25 protein-coding genes are annotated in these 23,667 nt (G+C 62.7%); 14 read left to right on the top strand and 11 right to left on the bottom strand.

The window, feature by feature from the left end:
* The 4 genes from O0881_RS02950 to O0881_RS02935 all read left to right on the top strand — a co-directional run bounded on the left by O0881_RS02950 (position 1) and on the right by O0881_RS02935 (position 3,162).
* The gene (locus O0881_RS02950; protein ID WP_289910051.1) at positions 1-1,179 is read left to right on the top strand and encodes an acetyl-CoA C-acyltransferase; all 1,179 of its coding nucleotides are present in this window, start codon (positions 1-3) and stop codon (positions 1,177-1,179) included.
* A 125-nt stretch (positions 1,180-1,304) separates the two neighbouring features.
* On the top strand, positions 1,305-1,607 hold the full coding sequence (locus O0881_RS02945; RefSeq protein ID WP_289897829.1) for a Dabb family protein: 303 nt from the start codon (positions 1,305-1,307) through the stop codon (positions 1,605-1,607).
* A gap of 61 nt (positions 1,608-1,668) precedes the next feature.
* The gene (locus O0881_RS02940) at positions 1,669-2,673 is read left to right on the top strand and encodes an NADP-dependent oxidoreductase (protein WP_289911444.1); all 1,005 of its coding nucleotides are present in this window, start codon (positions 1,669-1,671) and stop codon (positions 2,671-2,673) included.
* 60 nt (positions 2,674-2,733) lie between these two features.
* Positions 2,734-3,162 (top strand): GNAT family N-acetyltransferase, encoded by a 429-nt coding sequence (locus O0881_RS02935; RefSeq protein ID WP_289910049.1) that lies wholly within the window; start codon positions 2,734-2,736, stop codon positions 3,160-3,162.
* A 59-nt stretch (positions 3,163-3,221) separates the two neighbouring features.
* On the opposite strand, the gene O0881_RS02930 is transcribed toward O0881_RS02935, so the two are convergent.
* From O0881_RS02930 to O0881_RS02890, 9 genes are all read right to left on the bottom strand, one after another.
* A complete protein-coding gene (locus tag O0881_RS02930) occupies positions 3,222-4,232 on the bottom strand; it encodes a ribose ABC transporter permease (protein WP_099408562.1) in 1,011 nt (336 codons plus the stop codon).
* A gap of 160 nt (positions 4,233-4,392) precedes the next feature.
* Positions 4,393-5,892: a sugar ABC transporter ATP-binding protein gene (locus tag O0881_RS02925; RefSeq protein WP_099667895.1), complete on the bottom strand. Its 1,500-nt coding sequence runs from the start codon at positions 5,890-5,892 to the stop codon at positions 4,393-4,395.
* A 77-nt stretch (positions 5,893-5,969) separates the two neighbouring features.
* A complete protein-coding gene (locus O0881_RS02920) occupies positions 5,970-6,905 on the bottom strand; it encodes an ABC transporter substrate-binding protein (RefSeq protein ID WP_077404737.1) in 936 nt (311 codons plus the stop codon).
* A 63-nt stretch (positions 6,906-6,968) separates the two neighbouring features.
* A complete protein-coding gene (gene tal / locus O0881_RS02915; RefSeq protein ID WP_289910047.1) occupies positions 6,969-7,919 on the bottom strand; it encodes a transaldolase in 951 nt (316 codons plus the stop codon).
* Positions 7,920-7,921: 2 nt separating this feature from the next.
* A complete protein-coding gene (gene xylB, locus O0881_RS02910) occupies positions 7,922-9,406 on the bottom strand; it encodes a xylulokinase (protein ID WP_354670210.1) in 1,485 nt (494 codons plus the stop codon).
* A gap of 32 nt (positions 9,407-9,438) precedes the next feature.
* Positions 9,439-10,446, bottom strand: a complete 1,008-nt coding sequence (locus O0881_RS02905) for a LacI family DNA-binding transcriptional regulator (RefSeq protein WP_289897834.1) — start codon at positions 10,444-10,446, stop codon at positions 9,439-9,441.
* Positions 10,447-10,655: 209 nt separating this feature from the next.
* Entirely contained in the window at positions 10,656-11,393 is a 738-nt protein-coding gene (locus O0881_RS02900; protein WP_077404719.1) for an NRDE family protein, read from the bottom strand.
* A complete protein-coding gene (locus O0881_RS02895) occupies positions 11,384-11,674 on the bottom strand; it encodes a DUF4936 family protein (protein ID WP_289897836.1) in 291 nt (96 codons plus the stop codon). The genes O0881_RS02900 and O0881_RS02895 overlap by 10 nt, the downstream gene beginning before the upstream one ends.
* Before the next feature lie 7 nt (positions 11,675-11,681).
* Complete coding sequence (locus O0881_RS02890) at positions 11,682-12,797, bottom strand: folate-binding protein (protein ID WP_289910045.1); 1,116 nt, start codon at positions 12,795-12,797, stop codon at positions 11,682-11,684.
* A 176-nt stretch (positions 12,798-12,973) separates the two neighbouring features.
* Between O0881_RS02890 and mltG the strand changes: the two genes are divergently transcribed.
* The 3 genes from mltG to O0881_RS02875 are packed head-to-tail and all read left to right on the top strand — an operon-like array spanning position 12,974 to position 15,667.
* Positions 12,974-13,960 (top strand): endolytic transglycosylase MltG, encoded by a 987-nt coding sequence (gene mltG / locus O0881_RS02885; protein WP_289897838.1) that lies wholly within the window; start codon positions 12,974-12,976, stop codon positions 13,958-13,960.
* Between the two features lie 21 nt (positions 13,961-13,981).
* The gene (gene tmk, locus O0881_RS02880; RefSeq protein WP_251348633.1) at positions 13,982-14,623 is read left to right on the top strand and encodes a dTMP kinase; all 642 of its coding nucleotides are present in this window, start codon (positions 13,982-13,984) and stop codon (positions 14,621-14,623) included.
* A 15-nt stretch (positions 14,624-14,638) separates the two neighbouring features.
* Positions 14,639-15,667, top strand: coding sequence for a DNA polymerase III subunit delta' (locus tag O0881_RS02875; RefSeq protein ID WP_289910044.1), 1,029 nt, complete (start codon positions 14,639-14,641; stop codon positions 15,665-15,667).
* A gap of 63 nt (positions 15,668-15,730) precedes the next feature.
* Here the strand turns inward: O0881_RS02875 and O0881_RS02870 are convergent, their stop codons facing one another.
* Positions 15,731-16,084 (bottom strand): hypothetical protein, encoded by a 354-nt coding sequence (locus tag O0881_RS02870; protein WP_289910042.1) that lies wholly within the window; start codon positions 16,082-16,084, stop codon positions 15,731-15,733.
* A 214-nt stretch (positions 16,085-16,298) separates the two neighbouring features.
* Between O0881_RS02870 and O0881_RS02865 the strand changes: the two genes are divergently transcribed.
* From O0881_RS02865 to O0881_RS02840, 6 genes are all read left to right on the top strand, one after another.
* The gene (locus tag O0881_RS02865; protein WP_251348635.1) at positions 16,299-16,685 is read left to right on the top strand and encodes a VOC family protein; all 387 of its coding nucleotides are present in this window, start codon (positions 16,299-16,301) and stop codon (positions 16,683-16,685) included.
* An 86-nt stretch (positions 16,686-16,771) separates the two neighbouring features.
* Positions 16,772-17,551, top strand: coding sequence for a TatD family hydrolase (locus tag O0881_RS02860; protein WP_077404693.1), 780 nt, complete (start codon positions 16,772-16,774; stop codon positions 17,549-17,551).
* A gap of 16 nt (positions 17,552-17,567) precedes the next feature.
* Positions 17,568-18,218 carry an ankyrin repeat domain-containing protein gene (locus O0881_RS02855; protein WP_289910040.1) on the top strand — a complete coding sequence of 217 codons (651 nt, stop codon included), beginning with the start codon at positions 17,568-17,570 and terminating at the stop codon, positions 18,216-18,218.
* Positions 18,219-18,474: 256 nt separating this feature from the next.
* Entirely contained in the window at positions 18,475-19,398 is a 924-nt protein-coding gene (locus tag O0881_RS02850) for a methyltransferase domain-containing protein (RefSeq protein ID WP_099667907.1), read from the top strand.
* Positions 19,399-19,498: 100 nt separating this feature from the next.
* Positions 19,499-19,747 (top strand): hypothetical protein, encoded by a 249-nt coding sequence (locus O0881_RS02845; protein ID WP_077404685.1) that lies wholly within the window; start codon positions 19,499-19,501, stop codon positions 19,745-19,747.
* Between the two features lie 152 nt (positions 19,748-19,899).
* Entirely contained in the window at positions 19,900-20,097 is a 198-nt protein-coding gene (locus tag O0881_RS02840) for a hypothetical protein (RefSeq protein WP_034784591.1), read from the top strand.
* A 57-nt stretch (positions 20,098-20,154) separates the two neighbouring features.
* On the opposite strand, the gene O0881_RS02835 is transcribed toward O0881_RS02840, so the two are convergent.
* Positions 20,155-21,273, bottom strand: coding sequence for a phospholipase A (locus O0881_RS02835; RefSeq protein WP_251348638.1), 1,119 nt, complete (start codon positions 21,271-21,273; stop codon positions 20,155-20,157).
* Positions 21,274-21,557: 284 nt separating this feature from the next.
* Here O0881_RS02835 and fusA point away from each other — a divergent pair, with 284 nt between their 5' ends.
* A complete protein-coding gene (gene fusA, locus O0881_RS02830) occupies positions 21,558-23,666 on the top strand; it encodes an elongation factor G (protein ID WP_289910038.1) in 2,109 nt (702 codons plus the stop codon).
* Position 23,667: the final 1 nt, after the last annotated feature.

The raw sequence follows: 23,667 nt of genomic DNA, 5'->3' as shown, positions 1-23,667 counted from the left end.
ATGAATGAAGCCGTCATCGTATCGACCGCCCGCACGGGCCTGGCCAAGTCCTGGAAGGGCGCGTTCAACATGACGCATGGCGCCACCCTGGGCGGTCATGTGCTGGCCGCCGCCGTCGAGCGCGCGCGCATCGAGGCGGAGGAAGTGGAAGACGTGCTGGTCGGCTGCGCCTTTCCCGAAGGCGCCACGGGCGGCAACATCGCGCGCCAGGTGGCCTTGCGCGGCGGCTGCCCCGTCACGACGGCCGGCATGACCGTCAACCGTTTTTGTTCCTCGGGCTTGCAGGCCATCGCCCTGGCGGCGCAGCGCATCATCGCCGGTGAAGGCGATATCTATGCGGCGGGCGGCGTGGAATCGATTTCCTGTGTGCAAAACGAGATGAATACGCATATGTACCGCGACGTCTGGCTGCAGCAGCACAAGCCGGAAGTGTATTGGCCCATGCTGCAAACGGCTGAAACCGTGGCCAAGCGCTACCAGATTTCGCGCGAACGCCAGGATGCCTACGGCGCGCAAAGCCAGCAGCGCGCCGCCGCGGCCCTGGCTGCCGGCCTGTTCGATGCGGAAATCGTGCCGATGACCACCATCATGGGCGTGGCCGACAAGGCCAGCGGCATGCTGGTGTCGCGCGAAGTGACGATCTCGGCAGACGAAGGCATCCGCGCGGACACGACGTATGACGGCGTGTCGAAGATCCGCCCGGCCATTCCGGGCGGCGTCATCAGCGCCGGCAACGCCAGCCAGTTTTCCGATGGCGCTTCGATGGCCATCGTCATGAATGCGAAAGTGGCCGAAGCGAAAGGGCTGCAGCCGCTGGGCATCTTCCGCGGCTTCGCCGTGGCCGGCTGCGAACCCGATGAAATGGGCATTGGCCCCGTGTTTGCCATCCCGAAACTGCTGAAAAAGGCGGGCTTGACTGTAGCCGACATCGGCCTGTGGGAACTCAATGAAGCGTTCGCCGTGCAAGTGCTGTATTGCGCCGACACCCTGGGCATTCCCATGGACCGCCTGAACGTCAACGGCGGCGCGATCGCCGTCGGTCACCCGTACGGCGTGTCGGGCGCCCGCCTGACGGGTCACGCCTTGATCGAAGGCAAGCGCCGTGGCGTCAAATACGTGGTGGTGACCATGTGCATCGGCGGCGGGCAGGGCGCGGCCGGGCTGTTCGAAGTGCTGTGATATAGGTAAACCTTGTCTGCGGGCGGCTTCCAGGGCCGCCCGTTTGCATTTCGCGCCCTGTTCCTGCAAGACGCGCCGATAGCGGTTACAGTAATGCTTCATTAATAAACAAGCAGCCTGCCGCCATGATCAAGCACATCGTTTTCTGGAAACTCAAAGACCACGCCGAAGGCGCCGACCGCGCCACCAATGCATTGAAACTGAAAGCCCTGCTCGATTCCTGCTCGGACCTGGTGCCCGGCATCCTGAAATTCGAGGCAGCCGTGGCCCAGCCTGGCCTGGAAGCGACCTACGACATCGTGCTGTACAGCGAATTTGCCAGCCGCGAGGCGCTCGACGCTTACCAGAACCACCCCGAGCACGTGAAAATCAAGCCATTCTTCGGCGCCGTGCGCGAAGCGCGCCAATGTATGGATTATGAGATTTAGTCTTTACGCAGCAGACACCTTGTTCATCAGCATGTAACTCTCTCACTTTATTGACAGGAGCATCATGACCACCTACCAACGCATCGTCCTCGCCTCGCGCCCCGCCTCCAATGAGGAAGTGCAGCCGGCACATTTTCGCCTGGAAACCAAAGACATTCCCGCCATCCAGGATGGCGAATTGCTGGTGCGCAACCAGTACCTGTCGCTCGACCCCTATATGCGCGGACGCATGAGCGCCAATAAAAGCTATGCGGCGCCGCAGGCGCTCGATGAAACCATGATAGGCGGCACGGTGGGCGTGGTGCTGGAATCGAAGCATCCGAAGTTTGCCGTGGGCGATACCGTCGTGGGCACTCTGGGCTGGACGGAAGTGGCCATATCGGACGGCACCATGCTGCGCAAGGTCGACACGACGCACATTCCCGCCTCCGCCTACCTGGGTTCCGTCGGCATGCCGGGCATGACGGCGTGGTATGGCTTGAACCAGATCATGGCGCCGAAAGCGGGCGAAACGGTGGTCGTGTCGGCGGCCAGCGGCGCCGTGGGCAGCGTCGTGGGTCAGTTGGCGAAATTGAAAGGTTGTCGCGTGGTCGGCATCGCCGGCGGCGCGGACAAGTGCGCGTATGTGGTGAATGAGCTGGGTTTCGACGCCTGCGTCGACTACAAGGCGGGCAACTTGGAGGCCGACCTGGCTGCGGCCACGCCGGACGGTATCGACGCCATCTTTGAAAACGTGGGCGGCGCCATCTTCGATGCGGCCCTGGCGCGCACCAACGCGTTTGGCCGGATCGCCGTGTGCGGCTGGATCGCCGGCTACAACGGCGAACCGACGCCGCTCGACAATGCGCGCCTGATCCTCACCAACCGCCTCACCGTGCGCGGCTTCATCGTTTCCGAGCAGCCGGAATTCTGGCCGCAAGGCTTGAGTGAACTGGGCACGCTGGTGGCGACGGGCAAGCTGAAATTCCGCGAATCCGTGGCTGACGGCCTGGCCAGCGCGCCGGAAGCGTTCATCGGCCTCTTAAAAGGGCGCAACTTCGGCAAGCAGCTGGTCAAGCTCAGCTGATCTGTCTTTGAAAAGGCAGGTCGTGCGACAATTGCGGCCTGTCTTTTTCTACATTACACCATGACCAAGCACACCATCCGCCTCGGCGACTGGGCCACCCTGGGCCCCGACGCCACCGCCATCCGTTTTGAAGTTTTCGTCGATGAACAGAAAGTGCCGGCCGAGATCGAACTCGACGACATGGACGCCGTCTGCCTGCATGCCGTGGCCTACGACGATGCCGGCAACGCCATCGGCACGGGCCGCTTATTGCCTGACGGCCACATCGGCCGCATGGCCGTGCGCCAGCCGGGCCGCGGCACGGGCGTGGGCGGCGCCATTTTGACCTTGCTGATGGAGAAAGCCCGCGAACGGGGAGACTTGGCGGTGGTGCTGAACGCGCAAACCGTAGCCGCGCCATTCTATGCGCGCCACGGTTTCGTGCAGCAGGGGGAACAATTTGAAGAGGCGGGGATTGCGCATGTGGAAATGCGCCTGCAGTTTGCCTGATTAATCAAGCAGGCGTGGTTCGCACGACGTCCGCGAATACGGACGCCGCGCGGCTACGCTTAATTTTGCGCGTGGCTCTGGCGCCATTTGTCCAGAATCACGGCCAGCACGATCACGACACCTTTCGCCACATACTGCCAGAACGACGACAGGCCCAGGATCGTCAAGCCATTGTTCATCACCCCGATGATCAGGGCGCCGATGACGGTGCCCCAGACGGAACCCACGCCGCCCATCAGGCTGGTGCCGCCCAGCACGACGGCCGCGATGGCATCGAGTTCATAACCGGTACCCCAGTTGCCGTTGGCCGCATACAGGCGGCTGGCCGACATGGCGCCGCCCAGGCCCGCGAACAGGCCGCTGATCGTGTAGACAAACATCAAGACGAGACCGACTTTGATCCCCGTCAAACGGGCCGCCTGGATATTGCCGCCGACGGCGTAGATATGCAGGCCCAGGGTGGTCTTGCGCAAGATGAACCACGTCAGCACGACGACGGCCGCCGCCAGCCAGATCAGCCAGGGCACGGCCAGGAAGCTGCCGTTGCCCATCCATTCGAAGCTTGGGATTTCCGTGTTCAGCACGCTGGTGCCGTCCGCCAGCAGGTAAGCGGCGCCGCGCAGGGCCGTCATGGTGCCGAGGGTCACGACGAAGGGGTTCAGGCCGACGAGGGCCACCAGCACGCCGTTCAGCGCGCCCAGCAGCAGGCCGACGATGAGGAAGGCGGGAATCGAAAAGCCGGCGAACTGGGCCGACAGCGACATCAGCATGCCTGCCACGGCCGAGACGGCCAGCACGGAGCCGACGGACAGGTCGATGCCGCTGGTCAGAATGACGAAGGTCATGCCGGACGCCAGCACGATGTTGATCGACACCTGGCGGAAGATGTTCATGGTGTTATTGCTGGTCATGAAGGTGGACGTGCCGTCGGCCGAGAAATACACGGTCAAGCCATACATGGCCAGGTAGAGCACCACCAGCACGGGCAGCATGCCCAGGCGGCGCATCAGGTTCGAGGCATTGAAGGGTTCGCCGGCGCGCGCGGCGCCGCGGGTGGTGCTAGTTGTCATCATGAGTCTCCTGAATGATTATTTAAGACGTATTCTTAAAACGCCTGACAAAACCGTAGCGAGCGGATGTGGGTTGTGGTTGAGACGCGGAACTGTGCGAATGCACAGTGAGCATCGGAAACCGCAACCCGCGACGCGCAGTAGGTTTTGACAGGTGTTTTTATGCCGCTTCCAGCTGGGTGGCATAGGCGAGGATGTTTTCCTGCGTGATGTCGTCGCCCGTCACTTCGCCCGTCAGGCGTCCTTCGCACATCACCATCACGCGGTCGCAGATGCCGACCAGCTCGGCCAGTTCGCTGGAAATGCACAGCACGGCCGTGCCCGCATCGGCCAGCTGGTGGATGATCTTGTAGATCTCGCTCTTCGCGCCCACGTCCACGCCCCGCGTCGGTTCGTCGAGGATCAGCACTTTCGGCGCGATGGCCAGCCAGCGCGCCAGCAAGACTTTCTGCTGGTTGCCGCCAGACAATCCGCCGACGATGCCATCCGGCCCCGACACCTTGACGTTCAGGTTGCTGATCGCCTCGCGCGTGAGCTGCGTCAGGGCGCCACGGTTGACGACGCCCGCCGTCGCATGCTTGGACAGGATATTCATCGACATGTTTTCCATGGCCGACAATTGCATGAACAAGCCCAGGCTCTTGCGGTCCTCGGGCAGGTAGCCGATGCCGTGGCGGATGGCCGCCAGCGGGCGCTGGATATGCACTTCCTGGCCGTCGAGCCACACTTGCCCCGATTGTTTCTTGTCGGCGCCAAAGATCAGGCGCGCCAGTTCCGTGCGGCCTGCGCCGACGAGGCCGGCCAGGCCCGTGACTTCGCCCGCATGCAGGGAAAACGAGGCGGGCTTGACCTTGCCGCCGCCCACGTTTTCCACGCGCAAGCGCTCGGCGCCCCGCGTGGTGCGCCGCTGGTGCGAATAAAAGTCGTCGGCGGGGCGGCCCACCATCATTTGCACGACTTTCTTTTGATCCAGCTCATCCTTGCCCAGCTCGCCCACATAGGCGCCGTCGCGCAGCACCGTGATGCGGCGCGCCAGGCGTTCCACCTCGGCCATGCGGTGGCTGATGTACAGCACGGCCAGGCCCTTGTCGCGCTGTTCTTCGATGATGCGGAACAATTGTTCTGTTTCCCGGTCGGACAGGGCGGCAGTGGGCTCGTCCATGATCAGGATGCGGCTTTCGTGCACGAGGGCGCGGGCGATTTCCACCTGCTGCTGCTCGGCGATCGACAGCGTGGACACCATGGTGTCGGCGTCGAAACGGGAACCGAGGTCGGCCAGGATGGCGTTCGTGCGCGCGCGCATTTCGCCGCCCTTGACGGTCCAGAACGGTCCTTGCGGCTCGCTGCCCATGAAGACGTTCTGCGCCACCGTCATGTTCTTGGCCACGCTCAATTCCTGGTAGATCAGGTTGATGCCCAGCGCGCGGGCCTCGCCCGGGTTGCGGATGCGGATCGGCTTGCCGTCGAGGATGATTTCGCCCGCGTCCGGCGTGTACACGCCCGACAGAATCTTCATCAGGGTACTCTTGCCGGCGCCGTTTTCGCCCATCACGGCATGGATTTCGCCGCTGCGCACCGTCAGGTGCACGCCGCGCAGCGCGCGCGTGGCGCCAAAGCGCTTCTCGATGCCGCGCATTTCAAAAATAATATCGTCGCTCATGACTGTCCTTCCTTGCTGGTGAAACTGGCGCCGCCTGGTAACTGGCCGGCGGCGCCGCGTGGTTCAGGTCAGGCAGATCAGTTCTTTACCCAGCCCGTGTAGGTGGCGACGTTTTCCTTGGTGATGGCCGGGGTCGGCAACAGCACCATGGTCTGTTTCGGCGTGCGGCCGTTCATGATGTCGTAGCCCATCTGCACGGCGTCCGTGGCCATGCGGTACGGGTTTTGCGCCGAGGTGGCGGCAAACAGGCCGGCCTTGTTTTTCAGGGCGTTCTGGCCATCGGGCGCGCCGTCGACTGCCGTGATCAGTTTCACGTCCGTGCGCTTCGATTGCTTGATCGCCAGTTCGGCGCCGATGCCCGTCGGATCGTTGATGGCGAACACGCCGTCGATCTTCGGATGGGCTGTCAGCAAGTTCGACATCACGGTCATGCCGCCGTCGCGGCTGCCGCCCGCATTCTGGTTGTCGGACAGGATCTTGATATCCTTGAACGCGGCCAGGGTTTTCTTGCAGCCATTCACGCGGTCGATCACGGACGTCACGGGCGGGCCGTTCAGGATCACCACATTGCCCTTGCCGCCGATCTGCTTGGCCAGGTAGGCGCACGACACGTCGCCCGCCATGGTGTTGTCGGACATCACGGTGGCCGAAGCGCCCACGGCGCCCACGTCGACGGCGATCACGACCACGCCCGCATTGCGCGCTTTCTTGATGGCTGGCGCGATGCCCTTGGAATCGACGGCGTTCAGGATGATGATGTCGGTCTTGTTGGCGATGAAGTTCTCGATCTGGTCCACCTGGGTGTTCAGGTCATACTTGCTGGAAACAGTCGTGACTTTCACGCCAGGGCCGCCCAGTTTTTTCGCGCTTTCTTCCGCGCCGCGGCCGATGGCGACAAAAAACGGGTTGGCCAGGTCGCCCACGCTCACGCCGATCGATTTCAGCGGTTTGTCAGCAGCGAAAGCGCCGCAGGCGGCGGACAGCAGCAGGGAGGCGGTAATGACTTTTTTCATGAGGATCTCCAAGGGTTTTTATTGTAAAAACAAACGGTGCTACGGTAAAAACTGGGTGAAAACTTAGCGAGTGCGCAATTTCTCGATCATGGCATCCAGCTTGCCCGCATCGACGGCGAAGCCGCGGATGCCTTCGGCCAGCTTTTCGGTCGCCATCGCGTCGTCGTTCAAGGCATAGCGGAAAGCTGCTTCGTCGTAGCTGACGGCCGGCTGCGCCGCGCCCAGGTCGCCGCCCAGCGCGCGCTCGAACGGCGCATCCGCCGCTTCCAGCTTGGCCAGCAAGTCCGGGCTGATGGTCAGCAAGTCGCAGCCGGACAGGGCCGTGATCTGGCCCACGTTGCGGAAGCTGGCGCCCATCACCTGGGTGGCGATGCCATGTTGCTTGTAGTAATTGAAGATGCGCGTGACCGATTGCACGCCCGGATCGTTGGACAGGCTGCGCGCCGCTTCGTCCCATGCCGCACCCTGCGACTTCTTGTGCCAGTCGTAGATGCGGCCCACGAACGGTGAAATCAGGCGCACTTTCGCATCGGCGCAGGCGACGGCCTGGCAAAACGCGAACAACAGGGTCAGGTTGCAAAAGATGCCATCTTTTTCCAGTTCGCGCGCGGCCTGGATGCCTTCCCAGGTGGCGGCGACCTTGATCAGCACGCGTTCGCGGGCCACGCCGGCTTGCTCGTACAGGGCGATCAGGCGGCGACCGCGGGCGACGGTGGCGTCGCGGTCAAAGCTCAAACGGGCGTCGACTTCCGTCGACACGCGGCCCGGCACGACTTTCAAAATTTCCAGGCCGAAGCGCACCAGCACCTGATCGACGATATCGTCCAGGCTGGCGGATTGATGCGCGGCAACCGTGCTTTCCAGCAAGGGCGCGTACTCGGGCTGCAGCACGGCCTTCAAGATCAGCGACGGGTTGGTGGTCGCGTCTTGCGGCGCGAAGCGCGCCAGTTGCAGGAAGTCGCCCGTGTCGGCGACGACGGTGCTGTGTTGCTTCAATTGTTGCAGCTGATTCATTACTATTCCTTATCACTGAGTTGGTGCAAGGCTTGCACGGCGGGAAACAGGCTACGGTAGCGGCCGTAGCGGATGCTCAAGGCTGCGCTGTGCGCGGCATCGGGCAGGAAAGTGTTTTTGATGGGCAAGCCGGTGGACAGCAGCTGGCGCTGGCCGATGGCGGCAAAGCCCAGCTTGGCCGCGCCCAGGCTGGCCGACAGTTCGCTGTTGTGCAGGGTGCGCATTTCGCGTCCCAGCACATTGGCCAGCAATTGCGCCCAGTATTGGCTGCGCGCGCCGCCGCCCACCAGCATGCAGTGGGGAACGACGGCGCCCGTCGACGTGACGGCCACCATGGCGTCGCGCAAGGCGAAGGCCACGCCTTCGAGCACGGCGTAACCGAGCTGCGCCGGCGTGCTGTCGTGGCCCAGTTGCAAAAAGGCGCCGCGCACTTGCGGGTCGTTATGCGGCGTGCGCTCGCCCGACAGGTAGGGCAGGAACAGGGGCGCGGAAGGGGCGATGGGGGCGTCGAGCGGCAAGCCCGCTTCCACCAGCGCCAGCAGGGCTGCCTCGTCGGGCTGGCCCAGCATACCCGTCGCCCAGCGCAGACAGCTGGCGCCGGACAAGATCGCGCCCATCGCATACCAGCGGCCGGGCAGGGCGTGGCAAAAGCTGTGCACGCCGCCGGCCGGGTTGCCCAGGGGCGTTTCGGTCACGGACACGATGGCGGCGCTGGTGCCCAGCGAGATAAAACTGTCGCCGCCGTTGACGGCGCCGATGCCCACGGCCGAGACAGGGTTGTCGCCGCCGCCGCCCGCCACCACCACATCCGCCGGCAAGCCCAGCTGGTCGGCGATGGCATCCGGCACGGTAGCGGTGGCGGCGTCGCCTTCGGCCAGGGCCGGCATTTGATCCAGGCGCAAACCGCAGGCCGTGACCATGGGGGCGAACCAGGCGCGTCGGGCCTCGTCCAGCCACAGGGTGCCGGCCGCGTCGGACATGTCCGTGAGTTTGATCCCCGTCAATTGCAGGCGCAGATAGTCCTTTGGCGACAGCAGGCAGGCGATGGCGGCGAAGGCGTCAGGCTCGTGCGTTTGCAGCCACAGCAGTTTCGGCGCCGTCAAGCCCGCCATGGGCAGGCTGCCCGTCACGTCCGCATACGCGGGATAGTCGCGCGCCAGGGTTGCGGCCTCGGCTTCGGCGCGCGCATCGTTCCACAGGATGGCGGGACGGATGACGTTGTCATCAAGGTCGAGGAGTACTGCGCCGTGCATCTGGCCCGACAGACCGATGCAGGCGATCTGTGCATAGTCCTGCGGCCAGCCGGCGCGCAGCTGGGCCAGCGCCTGGACGCAGGCGGCCCACCAGTCTTGCGGCGCTTGTTCGGACCAGCCTGCTTGCGGGCGGCTGGTGTCGATGCGCACGGACGCCTGGCCGCGCACGCTGCCTGCGCTGTCCATCAGCACGGTTTTCAGTTCGGAGGTACCGAGGTCGATACCGAGGGAAATCGCTGGATGCATGGTGTGTCTATATGTAAAGGTCAGGGGCAGCCGCAGGAGTTGCGTACGCGCAAGGTTGGCGACAAACGTTGCACGTGCTGGGCGCGGCCCGGATTGGCGATGCGGTCGATCAACAGGTCGACGGCCATGGCGCCCAGCTCTTCGAGCGGCTGCGCCATCACGGTCAGGCGGGGGCTGAAATAATCGGCCCAGTCGAAATCATCGAAGCCGGCCAGCGCGACGTCTTGAGGTACCGCAATGTGCGCGTCGCGCAAGGCGTGCATGGTGCCGATGGTCATCAGGTTATTGCCGGCGACGATGGCCGTGGGACGCTGTGCGGCGGGCAGGGCCAGCAATTCGCGCGTGGCCGCGCCGCTGCGTTCCAGGTTGGAGTCGCCCGAGCGCAGCAAGTCCCCATCAAAGGCGATATCGGCGCGCTGCAAGGCCAGCCGGTAGCCGTCGATGCGCTCGTCCGTCGTGGACAGGCCGGGCGCGCCCGCGATGAAGCCGATGCGGCGGTGGCCGTGGACCGTGATCAGGTGGCTGACCAGCTCGGCCGTGGCGTGCGTGTTTTCCACGCCCACCTGGTCGAACGGCTGGGGCGACATGCGGTCGACCAGCACGGAAGCGATCTTGTTGCTATTTAAATAGTCGAGGGCGCGGTTGTGCGGATCGCCGGACGGTGCCAGCACGATGCCGTCGACGCGGCGCTGGTGCAAGTTCTGCACCACTTTCAACTCCTGTTCGGGGTCGTCATGCGTATCGGAAAACAGCATCATCAAGCCATGGCGCGTGCAAGCCGCCTCGATGGCGCGCACGGTTTCGCTGAAGTAATGATTGGTGAAGGCGGAAATGGCCACGCCGATGGTGCCCGACGAGGAGCCGGCCAGCGCGCGCGCCAGCATGTTCGGCACATAGCCGATCTGCTGCATGGCAGCGTTGACGGCGGCGACGGTTTTCGGGCTGACCTTGCGGGTGCCGTTGACTACGTGAGAGACGGTCGACAGCGATACGTCCGCCGCCCGCGCTACATCTTCCATGGTGGCCATGGTGTCTCCTGAGGTTTTTTTTATTATTGTGTACTGCGATTGGGTACGGCTGTGTCGCCGCGATTGAAGCTATCGTAAACAAAAGAAAGCGCTTGCGCAAGCGCTTTCTTTTTTTGCGCGAACGATATTTTTCCAAGGCAAGCAAGCCGCGCGGGAGGGAATGGATGAGGGAAACGGGGCGGAGCCGGACGGTGCCGGCCCCGCAGCAATTACTGAATCACCAGCTCGTGCAATTCGCCGGGCGAGTCCGGGAACAGTTTCACGACGGTGGACGTGCGCGTGCCGTAGCCCGGCGTTTCGATGCAGACGGCGGACAGCACGCGCTCGAGGTCGAGCGGCACGCCCGTGTCCGGCAAGCGGAAGTCGGGCGCGCGCGTGGTGTCGGCCAGCATGTCGAAATACGCTTCGTCGGGCGCGCCCTGGCACAGCAGGCTGGCGAACTGGGCCTTGGTTTTCAGCACCTTCGGCCACGGCGCGTCGAGCAGGGCGTTCGACAGGCCGTAGATGCCCGGTTCCAAGGGCTGGCCATTGCGCGCATCGCCGTCGCCCCGGTTGGAAAACCAGATCAGGGTATCCGCGTCGCCCAGCACCAGGTTGAAACCGTTGTAGGCTTTGCAGCCGGGACGGATTTGCGCGATGTAGTCCTGTGGCGACATGTCGCCGGCCAGATAGTCTGCCACCAGGGCGCCGCGCGAGGGGGCGTCCGGGTTGCGGTCTTGCGGGCTGCGGATATTCGTGATGGCGGCAAAGCGCGAGCTGCCGCTGCCGGCCTGGGTGATGCCCATCCAGCTGCCGCCTGCCTGCAGGTCGCGGCCCGCATACACTTGCGGGTGCTCGGGCCAGGCGCCGGCGGGGGCGCTGGCGCGTTCATAGAATTCGTCGCGGTTGGCGGCGGCAATCAGCGGGATGTGCGGATTGACTTTCCAGGCAAAAACGATCAGGCACATGGGGGCAAATCCATGAACACTTCCGTATGCCGCGCGCCAGCCGTCAGGGACAGCAAGCCTGCTTCCTCGGCCACGCTGGCCAGCAGTTCCGTAAAGCCTTCGCCGACGACGGGGTAGATTTCCATCCACGTCTGCAAGCCATCCTTGGCTTCCGGACGGCGCTTCAGCTGCGGCGCCACGCCGGAAGCGGCCGCCAGCTTGCCTTGCAGGGCGCGGACCCGCGCTTCCAGCGCCTGGGCGTGCTCTTCTTTTACCTGATAGTAAACGTACAGATCTTTCATGGCATTCTCACAAGTCGAGTGCGTCGAGCACGTAAGGCATGGACAGGAACTGCACGGCGGCGCCCTGGGCCGAGCCGTAGCGTACGGCGCCGGCGGCGCTTGAACCTTCTTCGATCGCCCCCAGCTTCATTTCGACGAGGGCGTCGATGCCGCCGTCGCCGTTGGGCGCCGCGTTGACGACCATGCCGCAAGGCTGCTCGGGGTCGCTGACGGCAAACAGTTCGCCACCGGCGGCGACGCTTGCGTCAGCGATGCTGACGAGGGTGGTGCGGCGCTTGAGCTTGCCCAAATACTGGCTGCGCGCAACGATTTCCTGGCCCGGGTAGCAGCCTTTCTTGAAATTGACGCCGCCCAGCAGCTCGAAATTGACCATTTGCGGCACGAATTGCTCTTGTGTGGCGGCCGTGATCTGCGGGATGCCCGCGTGGATGTCCGACAAATGCCAGGCGTCATTGCCGCCCTTGGCCAGCTGCGTCGTCAATGGCGTCCACGCGTCGCGCGCCGTGGCGGCCGACGTCAGCCATTCATAGCGGGGGCTGCCGAAGGCGTCGGCCACGCGCAGCAGGGTGCCGGACGCGTGTTCGACCTTGCTGAACGGTGTGGCGGGCAGGACGGGGAACCAGGCGGACAGGGCCGCGTTGGCTTGCTTGCCGCCCAGGCCCAGGACGACCTGGTTCGCGTCGTCGCCGGAGGCATCGTGCAGCTTGGCCTTGGCGCGCAGCACGAACATCTGCAGCCGCTTCTGGATGGCTGGCTGTATGGTGCGCTGCAATTGCAGATAAATGGTGGTGGCGTTGCGCCACATCAGGAAACTGGCCAGCATCCGGCCTTTCGGCGTGCAGTAGCCGGCCAGGCGCACTTGCTCCGGGCTCAGGTGTTCCACGTCGTTGGTCAGCTGGCCGTGCAGGAAACTGGCTGCCTCGTCGCCGTTCAAGCCGATCAAGCCCTGGTCCGTGATGGCCGCGACAAAACCTTCTTGCAGTTGGGACACTGTCAGGGACTGGCCGAAGTCGGCGATAGGGGCGGCGGCGATGGGGGCGGTGCTGTCAGGCGCGCCATCGGTGGCAACGGGGCGGGCGCCTTGTGCGGTTAAAAATTGATTCCAGTTATTCATAATTTCCATTAGATCAGCGATTAAGCATTATCATTACGGGTTCATTATAGTGATGTCGGGCAGATTGCGTCGGCAGCGGCAAGATTGCCAGTGTTGGCGCCGCTTTGCGCGCACTTGCTTCACAAATGAACGATCATAACAAGCGGACGTTGGCCATCAGCGCCCGCATCACAAGAATCGGAACAATGGCTTTCTTTAAAAAACTTGTAGTCAGCTCGGTCATCGCCGCCATCGGCGTCGGTGGTACTTTTGTGTACTGGGCGCAGCAGCCCATCACCACGGACGGCGACGCGATTCCGTTTACGATCAGCCCGGGCAGCGGCGCGCATGCGGCCGGCCAGCAGATCGCGGACGCGGGCGTGCCCATCGTGCCCATCCTGTTCAACATGCTGGCGCGCATCGAAGGCAAGACGTCGAAGATCAAGGCTGGTTCCTACGAATTGAAACCGGGCACCACGCCGCAGCGTTTGATCACGCAACTGGCGCGCGGCGAGTTCGCGCAAGAGTCGCTGACCATCATCGAAGGCTGGACCTTCAAGCAGATGCGTATGGCCATGGCCAACCATGCCGGTCTCAAGCACGATACCGTGGGCCTGTCCGACAAGGAACTGATGGCGAAGATCAGCCCGGAATATGTGTTGCCGGAGGGCTTGTTCTTCCCGGATACGTATCTGTTCGCCAAGGGCGCCAGCGAAATGCAGATTTTCAGGCAGGCGCACGCGGCCATGATCGGCCGCCTGTCCGAAGCGTGGGACAAGCGCGATCCGGCCTTGCCGTATAAAAACCCGTACGAGGCGCTGATCATGGCCTCCATCGTGGAAAAGGAAACGGGACAAAAGTCCGAGCGCGCCATGATCGCCGGCGTGTTCGTCAACCGCCTGAAGACAGGCATGCTGCTGCAGACCGATCCGACCGTGATCTATGGCATGGGCGACAACTACCAGGGCAAGATCCGCAAACGCGACCTGGAAGCGGACACCCCGTACAATACCTATACGCGCGGCGGCCTGCCGCCCACGCCGATCGCCCTGGCTGGCGCGCAATCGCTGACGGCGGCGCTGGCGCCGGCCCGCACGCAAGCGCTGTATTTCGTCGCGCGCGGCGACGGCACCAGCCAGTTCTCGGCCAACTTGCCCGACCATAACCGCGCCGTGAATCAATACCAGCGTTAATTATTTCAAACTAGAAGCTTCATGACACCACACTATCAACCCCGTTTCATCACCTTCGAAGGCATCGATGGCGCGGGCAAGTCGACGCATATCGGCTTTGTCACCGACTACCTGCAGCAACGGGGCGTGACCCTCGTCTCGTCGCGCGAACCGGGCGGCACCAGCCTGGGCGAAAAGCTGCGCGAACTGTTGCTGCATGAAAAGATGCACCTGGAAACGGAAGCCTTGCTGATGTTCGCCAGCCGCCGCGAACACATCGCGCAAGTCATCGCCCCCGCGCTCGAGCGCGGCGAATGGGTCATTTCCGACCGCTTCAGCGATGCCAGCTTCGCCTACCAGGGCGGCGGGCGCGGCATGGATTTGCGCAAGATGGAGCAACTGGAAGCGTGGGTGCACCCGCATCTGCAGCCGGACCTGACGTTCCTGTTCGACGTGCCGCTGGCCGTCGCCCGTGCCCGCCTGGACGCCACGCGTGCGCTCGACAAGTTCGAGCAAGAGCAGGCCGACTTTTTCGCCGCCACGCGCAACGAGTATCTGCGCCGCGCGGCCCAGTTCCCGCAGCGTTTCCGCATCATCGATTCCACGCAAAGCATTGCCGATATTCAAGTACAACTGGCGCAGCTGCTTGACGTGTTACTTGAGAAAAGCATCGCAACGTGTTGATTTGCAAAGAATAAAATGACGACTTCTCTCTATCCGTGGCAGCAGGACGCCTGGCAGCAATTGCAAGCCTTGCGCCCGCGCATGCCGCACGCCATCCTGTTCCATGGCGCGCAGGGCATCGGCAAGGCCGACTTTATCGAGCATTTCGCGCAAGCATTGCTGTGCGAAGACGTGCGCGCCGACGGCCATGCCTGCGGCGCCTGCGCCTCGTGCGGCTGGTTTAGCCAGGGCAACCATCCCGATTACCGCCGGGTTCGTCCGGAAGCGCTGGAAGACGACGTGGCGGACGACGGCGAAGAGGGCGAGGGCGCGAAGAAAAGCGCCAAGACCAAGACGCCGTCGAAAGACATCAAGATCGAGCAGATCCGCAACCTGGCCGACTTCATGAACATTTCCACGCACCGCCAAGGCTTGCGCGTGGTGGTGCTGTACCCGGCCGAGGCGCTGAACACGCCCGCGTCAAATGCCTTGCTGAAGACGCTGGAAGAGCCGCCGCCGGGCACCCTGTTCTTGCTGGTATCGAACAGCCTGGACCGCCTGCTGCCGACGATATTGTCGCGCTGCAGGAAATTTGCCTTGCCGATGCCCAGCCATGAGCAAGCCTTGACGTGGCTCAAGCAACAAGGCTTGAACGATGCGGACAGCTGGCTGCGCGAGCAGGGCGGCGCGCCGCTGGCTGCACTGGCCCAGTCCGAATCGGGTGGCCGCGAAGAGACGGAACAATTGTTGCAAGTCTTGGCTAACCCTGGCGTGGAAGCGGCCCTGAAGGCGGCCGATAAATTGCAGAAAGCGCCGCTGGCGCCGCTTGTGGCATCGCTCCAGCGCTGGCTGTACGACGTGTTTTCAGTCAAGCTGTCCGGCACCATTCGCTACTACCCGCGCCACCGGCGCGAACTGGAAGCCTTGGCGGGACGCATCAACGTGAGCCGTTTGATGGCCGCCATCAAGGCTGCCAACGAACGCCGGGCGATTGCCGAGCATCCGCTGTCACCCAAGCTGTTCCTGGAAGATATGCTGCTCGACTACGCATCCAGTTGCCAATAAAATCAAGCACTTGCGCTGCCAAGTTAATCCGGATTGCGCGCTTTTTTGCCGGTTTGGGATGACTTAGCCGCAGGTGCGTGTGCAACTGCGGTACTGCACTTCGCACGCTTGCTGGCGCTCGGCGCGCCGGGCGCGGAAGGCTTCGGCCTCGGTCGGGCGCAACTGCTGCGACTGGGCGCCGGCTTCTTTGCCAGCGGCAACGTAGGGATTGTTGCTCGGCTTCATCAACAGCATGGGGCTGGTATCGTTTTCCGTGGCGCCTTGCGCTTGCGCGCGGCAATCCTGGCGCGCCGAGGCGCAGACGGGATGGCACAGTCCGGCATCGGGGATGGCCTTCGGCGCATCGCGCTTGTCTTGCGCATGCGCTGTCAGGGCCAGGCTGGCCAGCAGTATCAAAGGGCCGGCAACTTTCAGCATGAACACTCTCTACGGTTCCGCGCGCAACCCCATGGTTGCACTCCGGCAAGCCACTATACATCTTGATAATATTTTTGCCTAGCCATGCAAGTCAAGGCCGGCCACTTCCCCAGGCCAGGTCCGTTTGCCATGCCGGGAACGCGGTGTTACAGTCAGTCATCCACAGTCAGTCATCCTTGCAAACCACGCGGCAGCGCCGTACCGGAGGCGTCAAATGAAACGAGTCACTGGCATCGGCGGCATCTTTTTCCACGCGCAAGACCCGGCCGCGCTGCGCGCCTGGTACCAGCGCCACCTGGGCCTGGACGTGCAGCCGTGGGGCGGCGCCGCCTTCACCTGGACGGACGCCGATGGCAAACCCAGTGCCGGCACCACCATCTGGTCCGTCGCGGCCAAGGACAGCGAGCAATTCGCGCCCGGCAAGGCCTCCTTCATGATCAACTACCGCGTCGACGACCTCGACGCGCTGCTGCAAGCCCTGCGCGACGAGGGCTGCAACGTGCTGGAAAAGGCGCCCGATTCCGAGTATGGCCAGTTCGGCTGGGTCATCGATCCCGAAGGCAACAAGGTGGAGCTGTGGCAGCCGCCGCAGGGGCAGTAGGCGAATCACGCGGGAGCAGTTAGCGGCAGTAGGGATTTGCACCTTCCCCCTGCCAGTTTTCCCGTGCTCCGGTACAATCCCGCCTTATGTATATCGATTCCCATTGCCATATCAATTTCCCCGAGCTGGCTGCTCGCATGCCCGAGATCCTGGCCAAGATGGCCGAGAACAAGGTGACGCACGCGCTGTGCGTGTCCGTCGACTTGCCGGACTTTCCACAGGTGCTGGCCCTGGCCGAGCAGTATCCGCATATCTTTGCTTCCGTCGGCGTGCATCCCGATTACGAGGACACGCCTGAACCGTCCGTGGAAGACCTGGTCCGCTTGGCCGATCATCCGAAGATCATCGCCATCGGCGAGACGGGGCTCGACTATTTCCGTTTGACGGGCGACCTGGAATGGCAGCGCGAGCGTTTTCGCACTCACATCAAAGCTTCAAGAATCACGCGTAAGCCCTTGATTATTCATACAAGGGCGGCCAGTGAAGACACCATACGCATCATGCGCGAAGAGGGCGCCGGCGTGTCCGACGGCGGCGTGGCCGGCGTCATGCATTGCTTTACGGAATCCTTGGAAGTGGCGCGCGCCGCCATCGACATGGGCTTCTATATTTCCTTTTCCGGCATCGTCACGTTCAAGAGCGCGAAAGACTTGCAGGCCGTGGCCCTGGAAGTGCCGCTCGAGCGCATCCTCATCGAGACGGATTCGCCGTATCTGGCGCCCGTGCCGTTCCGCGGCCGCATGAACGAACCCGGCTATGTGGCCCACGTGGCGGAATACCTGTCGACCTTGAAAGGCATTCCGCTGGACCAGGTGGCGCGCCAGACGACGGATAATTTCTTCAAGTTATTCAATCAGTTGCCATAACTTCTTAAGGTCAGACATGATGAAAAAACTCGCGCTGGCGATGCTGCTTTGCTGCGCGGCGGCCAGCCACGCGGCGCCGGAACCCGATGCTTTCTTCCGCGCCGTCTCCGTCAATAATGTCAGCGGCGTGCGCAGCATGCTGCTTGACGGCATGAATCCGAACCAGCCTGACGCGCAGCGGGGCGACATTCCCCTCGTGCTGGCCCTGCGCGACGATGCGGACCGGGTGTTCCAGGTATTGCTCGACACGCCCGGCATCGACATCGAAGCCCGTTCGGCCAATGGCAACACGGCGCTGATGATGGCCGCCTACAAGCACAAGCAGGACGCCGTGAACGCCTTGCTGGCCAAGGGCGCCAAGGTCAACCAGAGCGGCTGGACGGCGCTGCACTATGCGGCCTCGGCTGGCGACTTGCCCATCATGAAGATATTGCTCGACCGCGACGCCATGGTCGATGCGCGCGCGCCAGCCAACATCACGCCGCTGATGTTTGCCGCCCGCGAAGGCCAGGAGGGCGCCGTCAAGCTGCTGCTGTCCTGGGGCGCGGACGCCAGCCTGAAAAGCGACCATGGCTGGACGGCCGTGCAGTTCGCCCAGGCGGGCGACAAGCCCGGCGTGGTCGCCATCATCGAAGCGGCACAGAAGGCGCGCGCAGCCCGCAAGTAATGTTTTAATTTTAATACTTTCCATGCCAGCGCTGAAACTGGCATGGAATTGCCTCTCACCTCAGCCCTTTGTTCTCCCTGCCGATTAACGATAATGATTGTGTCGCATTAATCAGGAGATACGTCGCATGGGTCATCACATCACCGTCAGGCGCCGGCTGTATTGTCGCCGCCCCTCGCGCAGCCCGTGCGATATCACTGCTTTCTGGACTGACAAAACCGATCGGCCATCGGAGCCAGACTCCAAGAGGACAGACATGCTGAATGAACGAGAAATCGAGAGTTGTTACCTGGGGCAATTTATCCCCGTCCATTACCACCACAATATGTTGATGGACCAGAACCGCATGCACGGGTTCAAGTCGGCGATCGATTACGCGGTAAAACCCGGCATGAAGGTGCTGGAACTGGGCGGCGGCACGGGCGTGCTGTCGTGGTTTGCGGCCGCGCGCGCCGACAAGGTGTGGTGCGTGGAATTCAATCCGGACATGGTCAAGGAAGCGCGCAAGATGCTGGCGCTCAACCCCAACGGTGAAAAAGTCGAGGTCGTCCACGCGGACGCCTTCGAGTACCTGCCGCCGGAGCCCGTCGATGTGGTCATTTGCGAAATGATCCATGTCGGCATGCTGCGCGAAAAACAGGTGGAAGTGATCGAATCGTTCAAGCGCCGCTACCTGGCCCGTTTCGGCGGCCCGCTGCCCATCTTCCTGCCCGAAGCCGTCATCATGGCCGTGCAGCCGATGCAGCAGGAATACGATTTCGAAGGGTTTTATGCGCCCATCGTGCAATTCCAGGAAACCACGGCCATCCACCCTGGCGTACAGGAACTGGCGCCGCCTTCCGTGTACAGCATCATCGACTTCAGCCAGCCGACGGACAGCGTGTTCGGCTTCGACGGCAAGTTTGTCGTCGAGCGCAGCGGCACCCTGAACGCCTTGCGTTTCGTCACCAAGAACATCCTGGCCGTCGTGCCCGAGCGTTCGACCACCATCGACTGGCTGAACCACTACATGTGCTTGCCGCTGGCCACGCCGGTCGCCGTGAAGGCGGGCGACGTGTTGCAGGTGACTTTCCAGTACCGCGCGGGCGGTTCGATTCCCTCGCTGGAAGCGTCGATCCGCGCGCAGGTGATCTACGATGTCAACTTGCAGCCGGTGACGCAGAGTGCCGTGTATGCGTAAGCATCATTAATGTAAAGGCAACGCCGCAGCGATTTCATCCTGCGGCGTTTGTCCATTCAGGGTATATTTCGTCTTTTACCCACTGGACAGCTTTACTATCATGGAACAGATCGATCAGCGTTACCTCGTGCAACAGAACAAAATCAGCGATGGCGAGACCAGGCCGCCCGTGTTTGCCAAGGTAATGCGCAGCAAGGAAGGCGTGTTTGAAGGCGTGTCCTTCATCAAGTCGAAGGACAAGGCCACCATCATGACCATCGAAGATGCCAACCAGGCCATCAAATGGGCCACCAGCAAGAAGCCGAATGCGCATGAATACGTCACGAAAGTGATTTGCGTCGGTCAATAAGCCCCGTTCATTCCCGTTTTCGTACCGTTCATCCCCGCTGTACGCAGTTCATCGCATGGCCGTTGCCGCCGTCGCGGCGCTTTACTATAGTGCTGTCACGGTAGCGGGGCAAGCACGGCTTGCTCCGCACATTTCATTCTAGGGGGAACGCGATGCTGGGATTCGTGCTGTGGCTGCTGCTCTTGCTGGTGTGCTGGCCCCTGGCCTTGCTGGCCCTCGTGCTGTATCCGCTGGCCTGGCTGCTGTTGCTGCCATTCCGCTTGATCGGCATCGGCGTGGAAGGCGTGTTCGAACTGCTGCGCGCCATCGTCATGCTGCCGGCCCGCGTGCTGGGCGGCGGGCGGCGCTAAACTGGTTCTCCCCATAAAAAATGGCGCCCTCGGCGCCATTTGTCATTGAGGTGCCGCTTACAGGTCAACCATGAAACCTGCGCCGATCGATTTCTGCGAATAGTTGTAGTCGATCAAGCTCTGGCCATAGCCGGAGAACAGTTGCAAATAGCCTTTCAGGTTGGCCTTCAAAGGGAAAGCCCAGCTGGCCTGCATGGAGCCATGCTTCTTGCTGAAATTGCGGCGCGCCGTCACCGCATACTCGTGCCCCTTGTTGCGGTAGCTCACGCGCAAGTCGCCATGTCCCAGGTAATCGGTGATGTCGATATTGTCATTGTCGACCGCGCTATTGTCGAGGCGGTGCCAGACGCGCGCCGCGACGGCCAGGTTATCCTTCTCCATGCCCAGCTCGGCATACACGCGGTTCCAGCTGCGCGACAGGGTCGACGTCTGGCCGTTGGACTGGTGCACGAGGCCGAAGTTCAGGTAATTGAATTCGATACCCGCGAAATTCTTGTTGATCGGCATGACCAGCATCAGTTCCGGCTGGTAATTGGTCTCGCGGAAGGGGCTCGACGCCTTGCGGTTATATGCCTGCCAGAAACTTTGCTGCGTGTAGCCGAACCACATGTCGATGGGCGTGCCGGCGATATCTTCCAGCAGCTTCATCTTGAAGCTCAGCTGGAACGTCAATTCCACGTGCTGGCTCTTGATGCCGGCCGGCGTGAAATCCTGGAACGGTTCGTCATTCGACGCGTCGCTGTAATTGGCCAGCAACAGATAGGTGTCGCGGTGCGGGCGGAAGTTGAACAGTCCCCGCTTCGAGGCGTCGTTCAGCTCCCACGACTGTTGCGTGCGCGAAATTGGTGCTTCCGGCGGCGCCGCGCCAGCCTGCGCGATGGCGGGAATGGCGGCGTTGACGGCGTCCGGCGTGGCCACGCCAGGCGGGCTGACAAACGTGAGGGGGGCGACTTCGGCGGCTGCCGCCAGGGTGACCGCCGCCGTGGCGGGATCGCCGCCGGCGGCGATGGTGGCCTTTTCCGCCGCCTTGGCCAGGGTGTCGAAGCAACCGAGGCGGGCGCTGGCGTCACCGAGCACGGCGCAACGCTGCATTTGCTGTTCCAGTTCGCCGGCCATGGCCAGCGCCGGCGACGCCAGCAGGGAAGAGAGAATTATTTTTCTTAGTCGGATAGTCATAGGCTGAGTGGGGCATGTCGTTCGGTGCGCACCTGGGCTGCATGCCGGCGGCGTCGCCTTACACGATAAATTACCGTGCGTCTTGATCCTGATTAATCTTTATTAGATTAATACTTATGAAAGTATAGCGGATTACCTTGTTTACCCCGTGCGGCTACCGTGCGCGCGGCGGACAGTGTTGTGCGCTTGGTAAACGGTTTGCCGCCGTGCCGCCCAAATCGATGTCTGCTACACTGGAAAACCGGTGCTGACACTGGCGCGCCGGGCTAGCCATGGAGATTGTGATGACCCGCAAAACACCTATCGAGCGCTACCGCAACATCGGCATCAGCGCCCATATCGACGCCGGCAAGACCACCACCACCGAGCGCATCCTGTTTTATACGGGGGTGAATCACAAGATCGGCGAAGTGCACAATGGCGCCGCCACCATGGACTGGATGGAGCAGGAGCAGGAACGGGGCATCACCATCACCTCGGCCGCCACCACGGCCTTCTGGAAAGGTATGGCCGGCAACTTCCCCGAACACAGGATCAACATCATCGATACGCCCGGCCACGTGGATTTCACGATCGAGGTCGAACGCTCGATGCGCGTGCTCGACGGCGCCGTGATGGTCTACGATGCCGTGGGCGGCGTGCAGCCGCAATCGGAAACCGTCTGGCGGCAAGCCAACAAATACCATGTGCCGCGCATCGCCTTCATCAACAAGATGGACCGGGTGGGGGCGGATTTCTTGCGCGTGCGCAAGCAGATCGCCGAGCGCCTGAAAGGCGTGGCCGTGCCCATCCAGCTGCCCATCGGCGCGGAAGAGCATTTCACGGGCGTCATCGACTTGCTGAAAATGCGCGCCATCACCTGGGATGACGCCAGCCAGGGCGTGCAGTTCAGCTATGGCGAGATTCCCGCCGAGCTGCTGGCGCAGGCGCAGGAGTGGCACGAGCACCTGGTCGAGCAGGCGGCCGAAGCCACGCTGGAGATGACGGAACGCTACCTGAACGGCGACACGTTCACGGAAGCGGAACTCAAGCAGGCCTTGCGCGCGCGCACCATCCGCAATGAAATCGTGCCCATGCTGTGCGGCAGCGCCTTCAAGAACAAGGGCGTGCAGGCGATGCTGGACGCCGTCATCGAATACCTGCCGTCGCCGATGGAAGTGCCGCCCATCATGGGCCACGACGAGCACGACCACGAGGTGGAGCGCCACCCGACGGACGACGAGCATTTCTCGGCCCTGGCCTTCAAGATCATGACGGACCCGTTCGTGGGGCAGCTGACCTTCTTCCGCGTGTATTCGGGCGTGGTGAATTCGGGCGACATGGTCTACAACCCCACCAAGAGCGCGCGTGAGCGTCTGGGGCGCATCCTGCAGATGCATGCGAACGAGCGCAAGGAAATCAAGGAAGTGTATGCGGGCGACATCGCCGCCGCCGTGGGCCTGAAAGCCGTGACCACGGGCGACACCCTGTGCGCCATCGACCACATCATCGTGCTGGAAAAGATGATCTTTCCGGAACCCGTGATTTCCCAGGCGGTCGAACCCAAGACCAAGCCTGACCAGGAAAAGATGGGCATCGCCCTGAACCGCCTGGCGCAGGAAGACCCGTCGTTCCGGGTGCATACGGACGAGGAATCGGGCCAGACCATCATGTCGGGCATGGGCGAGTTGCACCTGGAAATTCTGGTCGACCGCATGCGGCGCGAATTCGGCGTGGAAGCCAATGTCGGCAAGCCGCAAGTGGCGTACCGCGAAACCATCACGCGCGCGGTGGACGATATCGAGGGCAAGTTCGTCAAGCAATCGGGCGGACGGGGCCAGTACGGCCACGTGGTGCTCAAGCTGGAACCCTTGCCGCCAGGTACCGGTTATCAATTCGTCGATGCCATCAAGGGCGGCGTGGTGCCGCGCGAATTCATCCCGGCCGTCGACAAGGGCATCGTCGAAACCTTGAAATCGGGCGTGCTGGCCGGCTATCCGGTCGTCGACGTCAAGGCGACGCTGACCTTCGGTTCCTACCACGACGTCGATTCGAACGAAAACGCGTTCCGCATGGCCGGCTCCATCGCCTTCAAGGATGGCATGCGCAAGGCCCATCCTGTGCTGCTGGAACCGATGATGCAGGTGGAGGCGGAAACGCCGGAAGAGTTCATGGGCAACGTCATGGGCGACTTGACGGCCCGGCGCGGCATGGTGCAGGGCGTCGACGATATTCCCGGCGGCGCGGGACGCATCGTCAAGGCCCTGGTGCCGCTGGCGGAAATGTTCGGTTACTCGACAACCTTGCGTTCGCTGACCCAGGGCCGCGCCACCTACACGATGGAATTCAAGCACTATGCGGCCGTGCCCAAGCATATACTGGACCAGGTGGCGGCGGCGGGCAAGGCGAAGTAGG

The organism is Janthinobacterium sp. SUN100, assembly GCF_030397705.1.
Classification (GTDB): domain Bacteria; phylum Pseudomonadota; class Gammaproteobacteria; order Burkholderiales; family Burkholderiaceae_D; genus Janthinobacterium; species Janthinobacterium kumbetense.
Note: the sequence above shows the minus strand (reverse complement) of the source record. Positions and strands in the feature narration are given on the sequence as shown.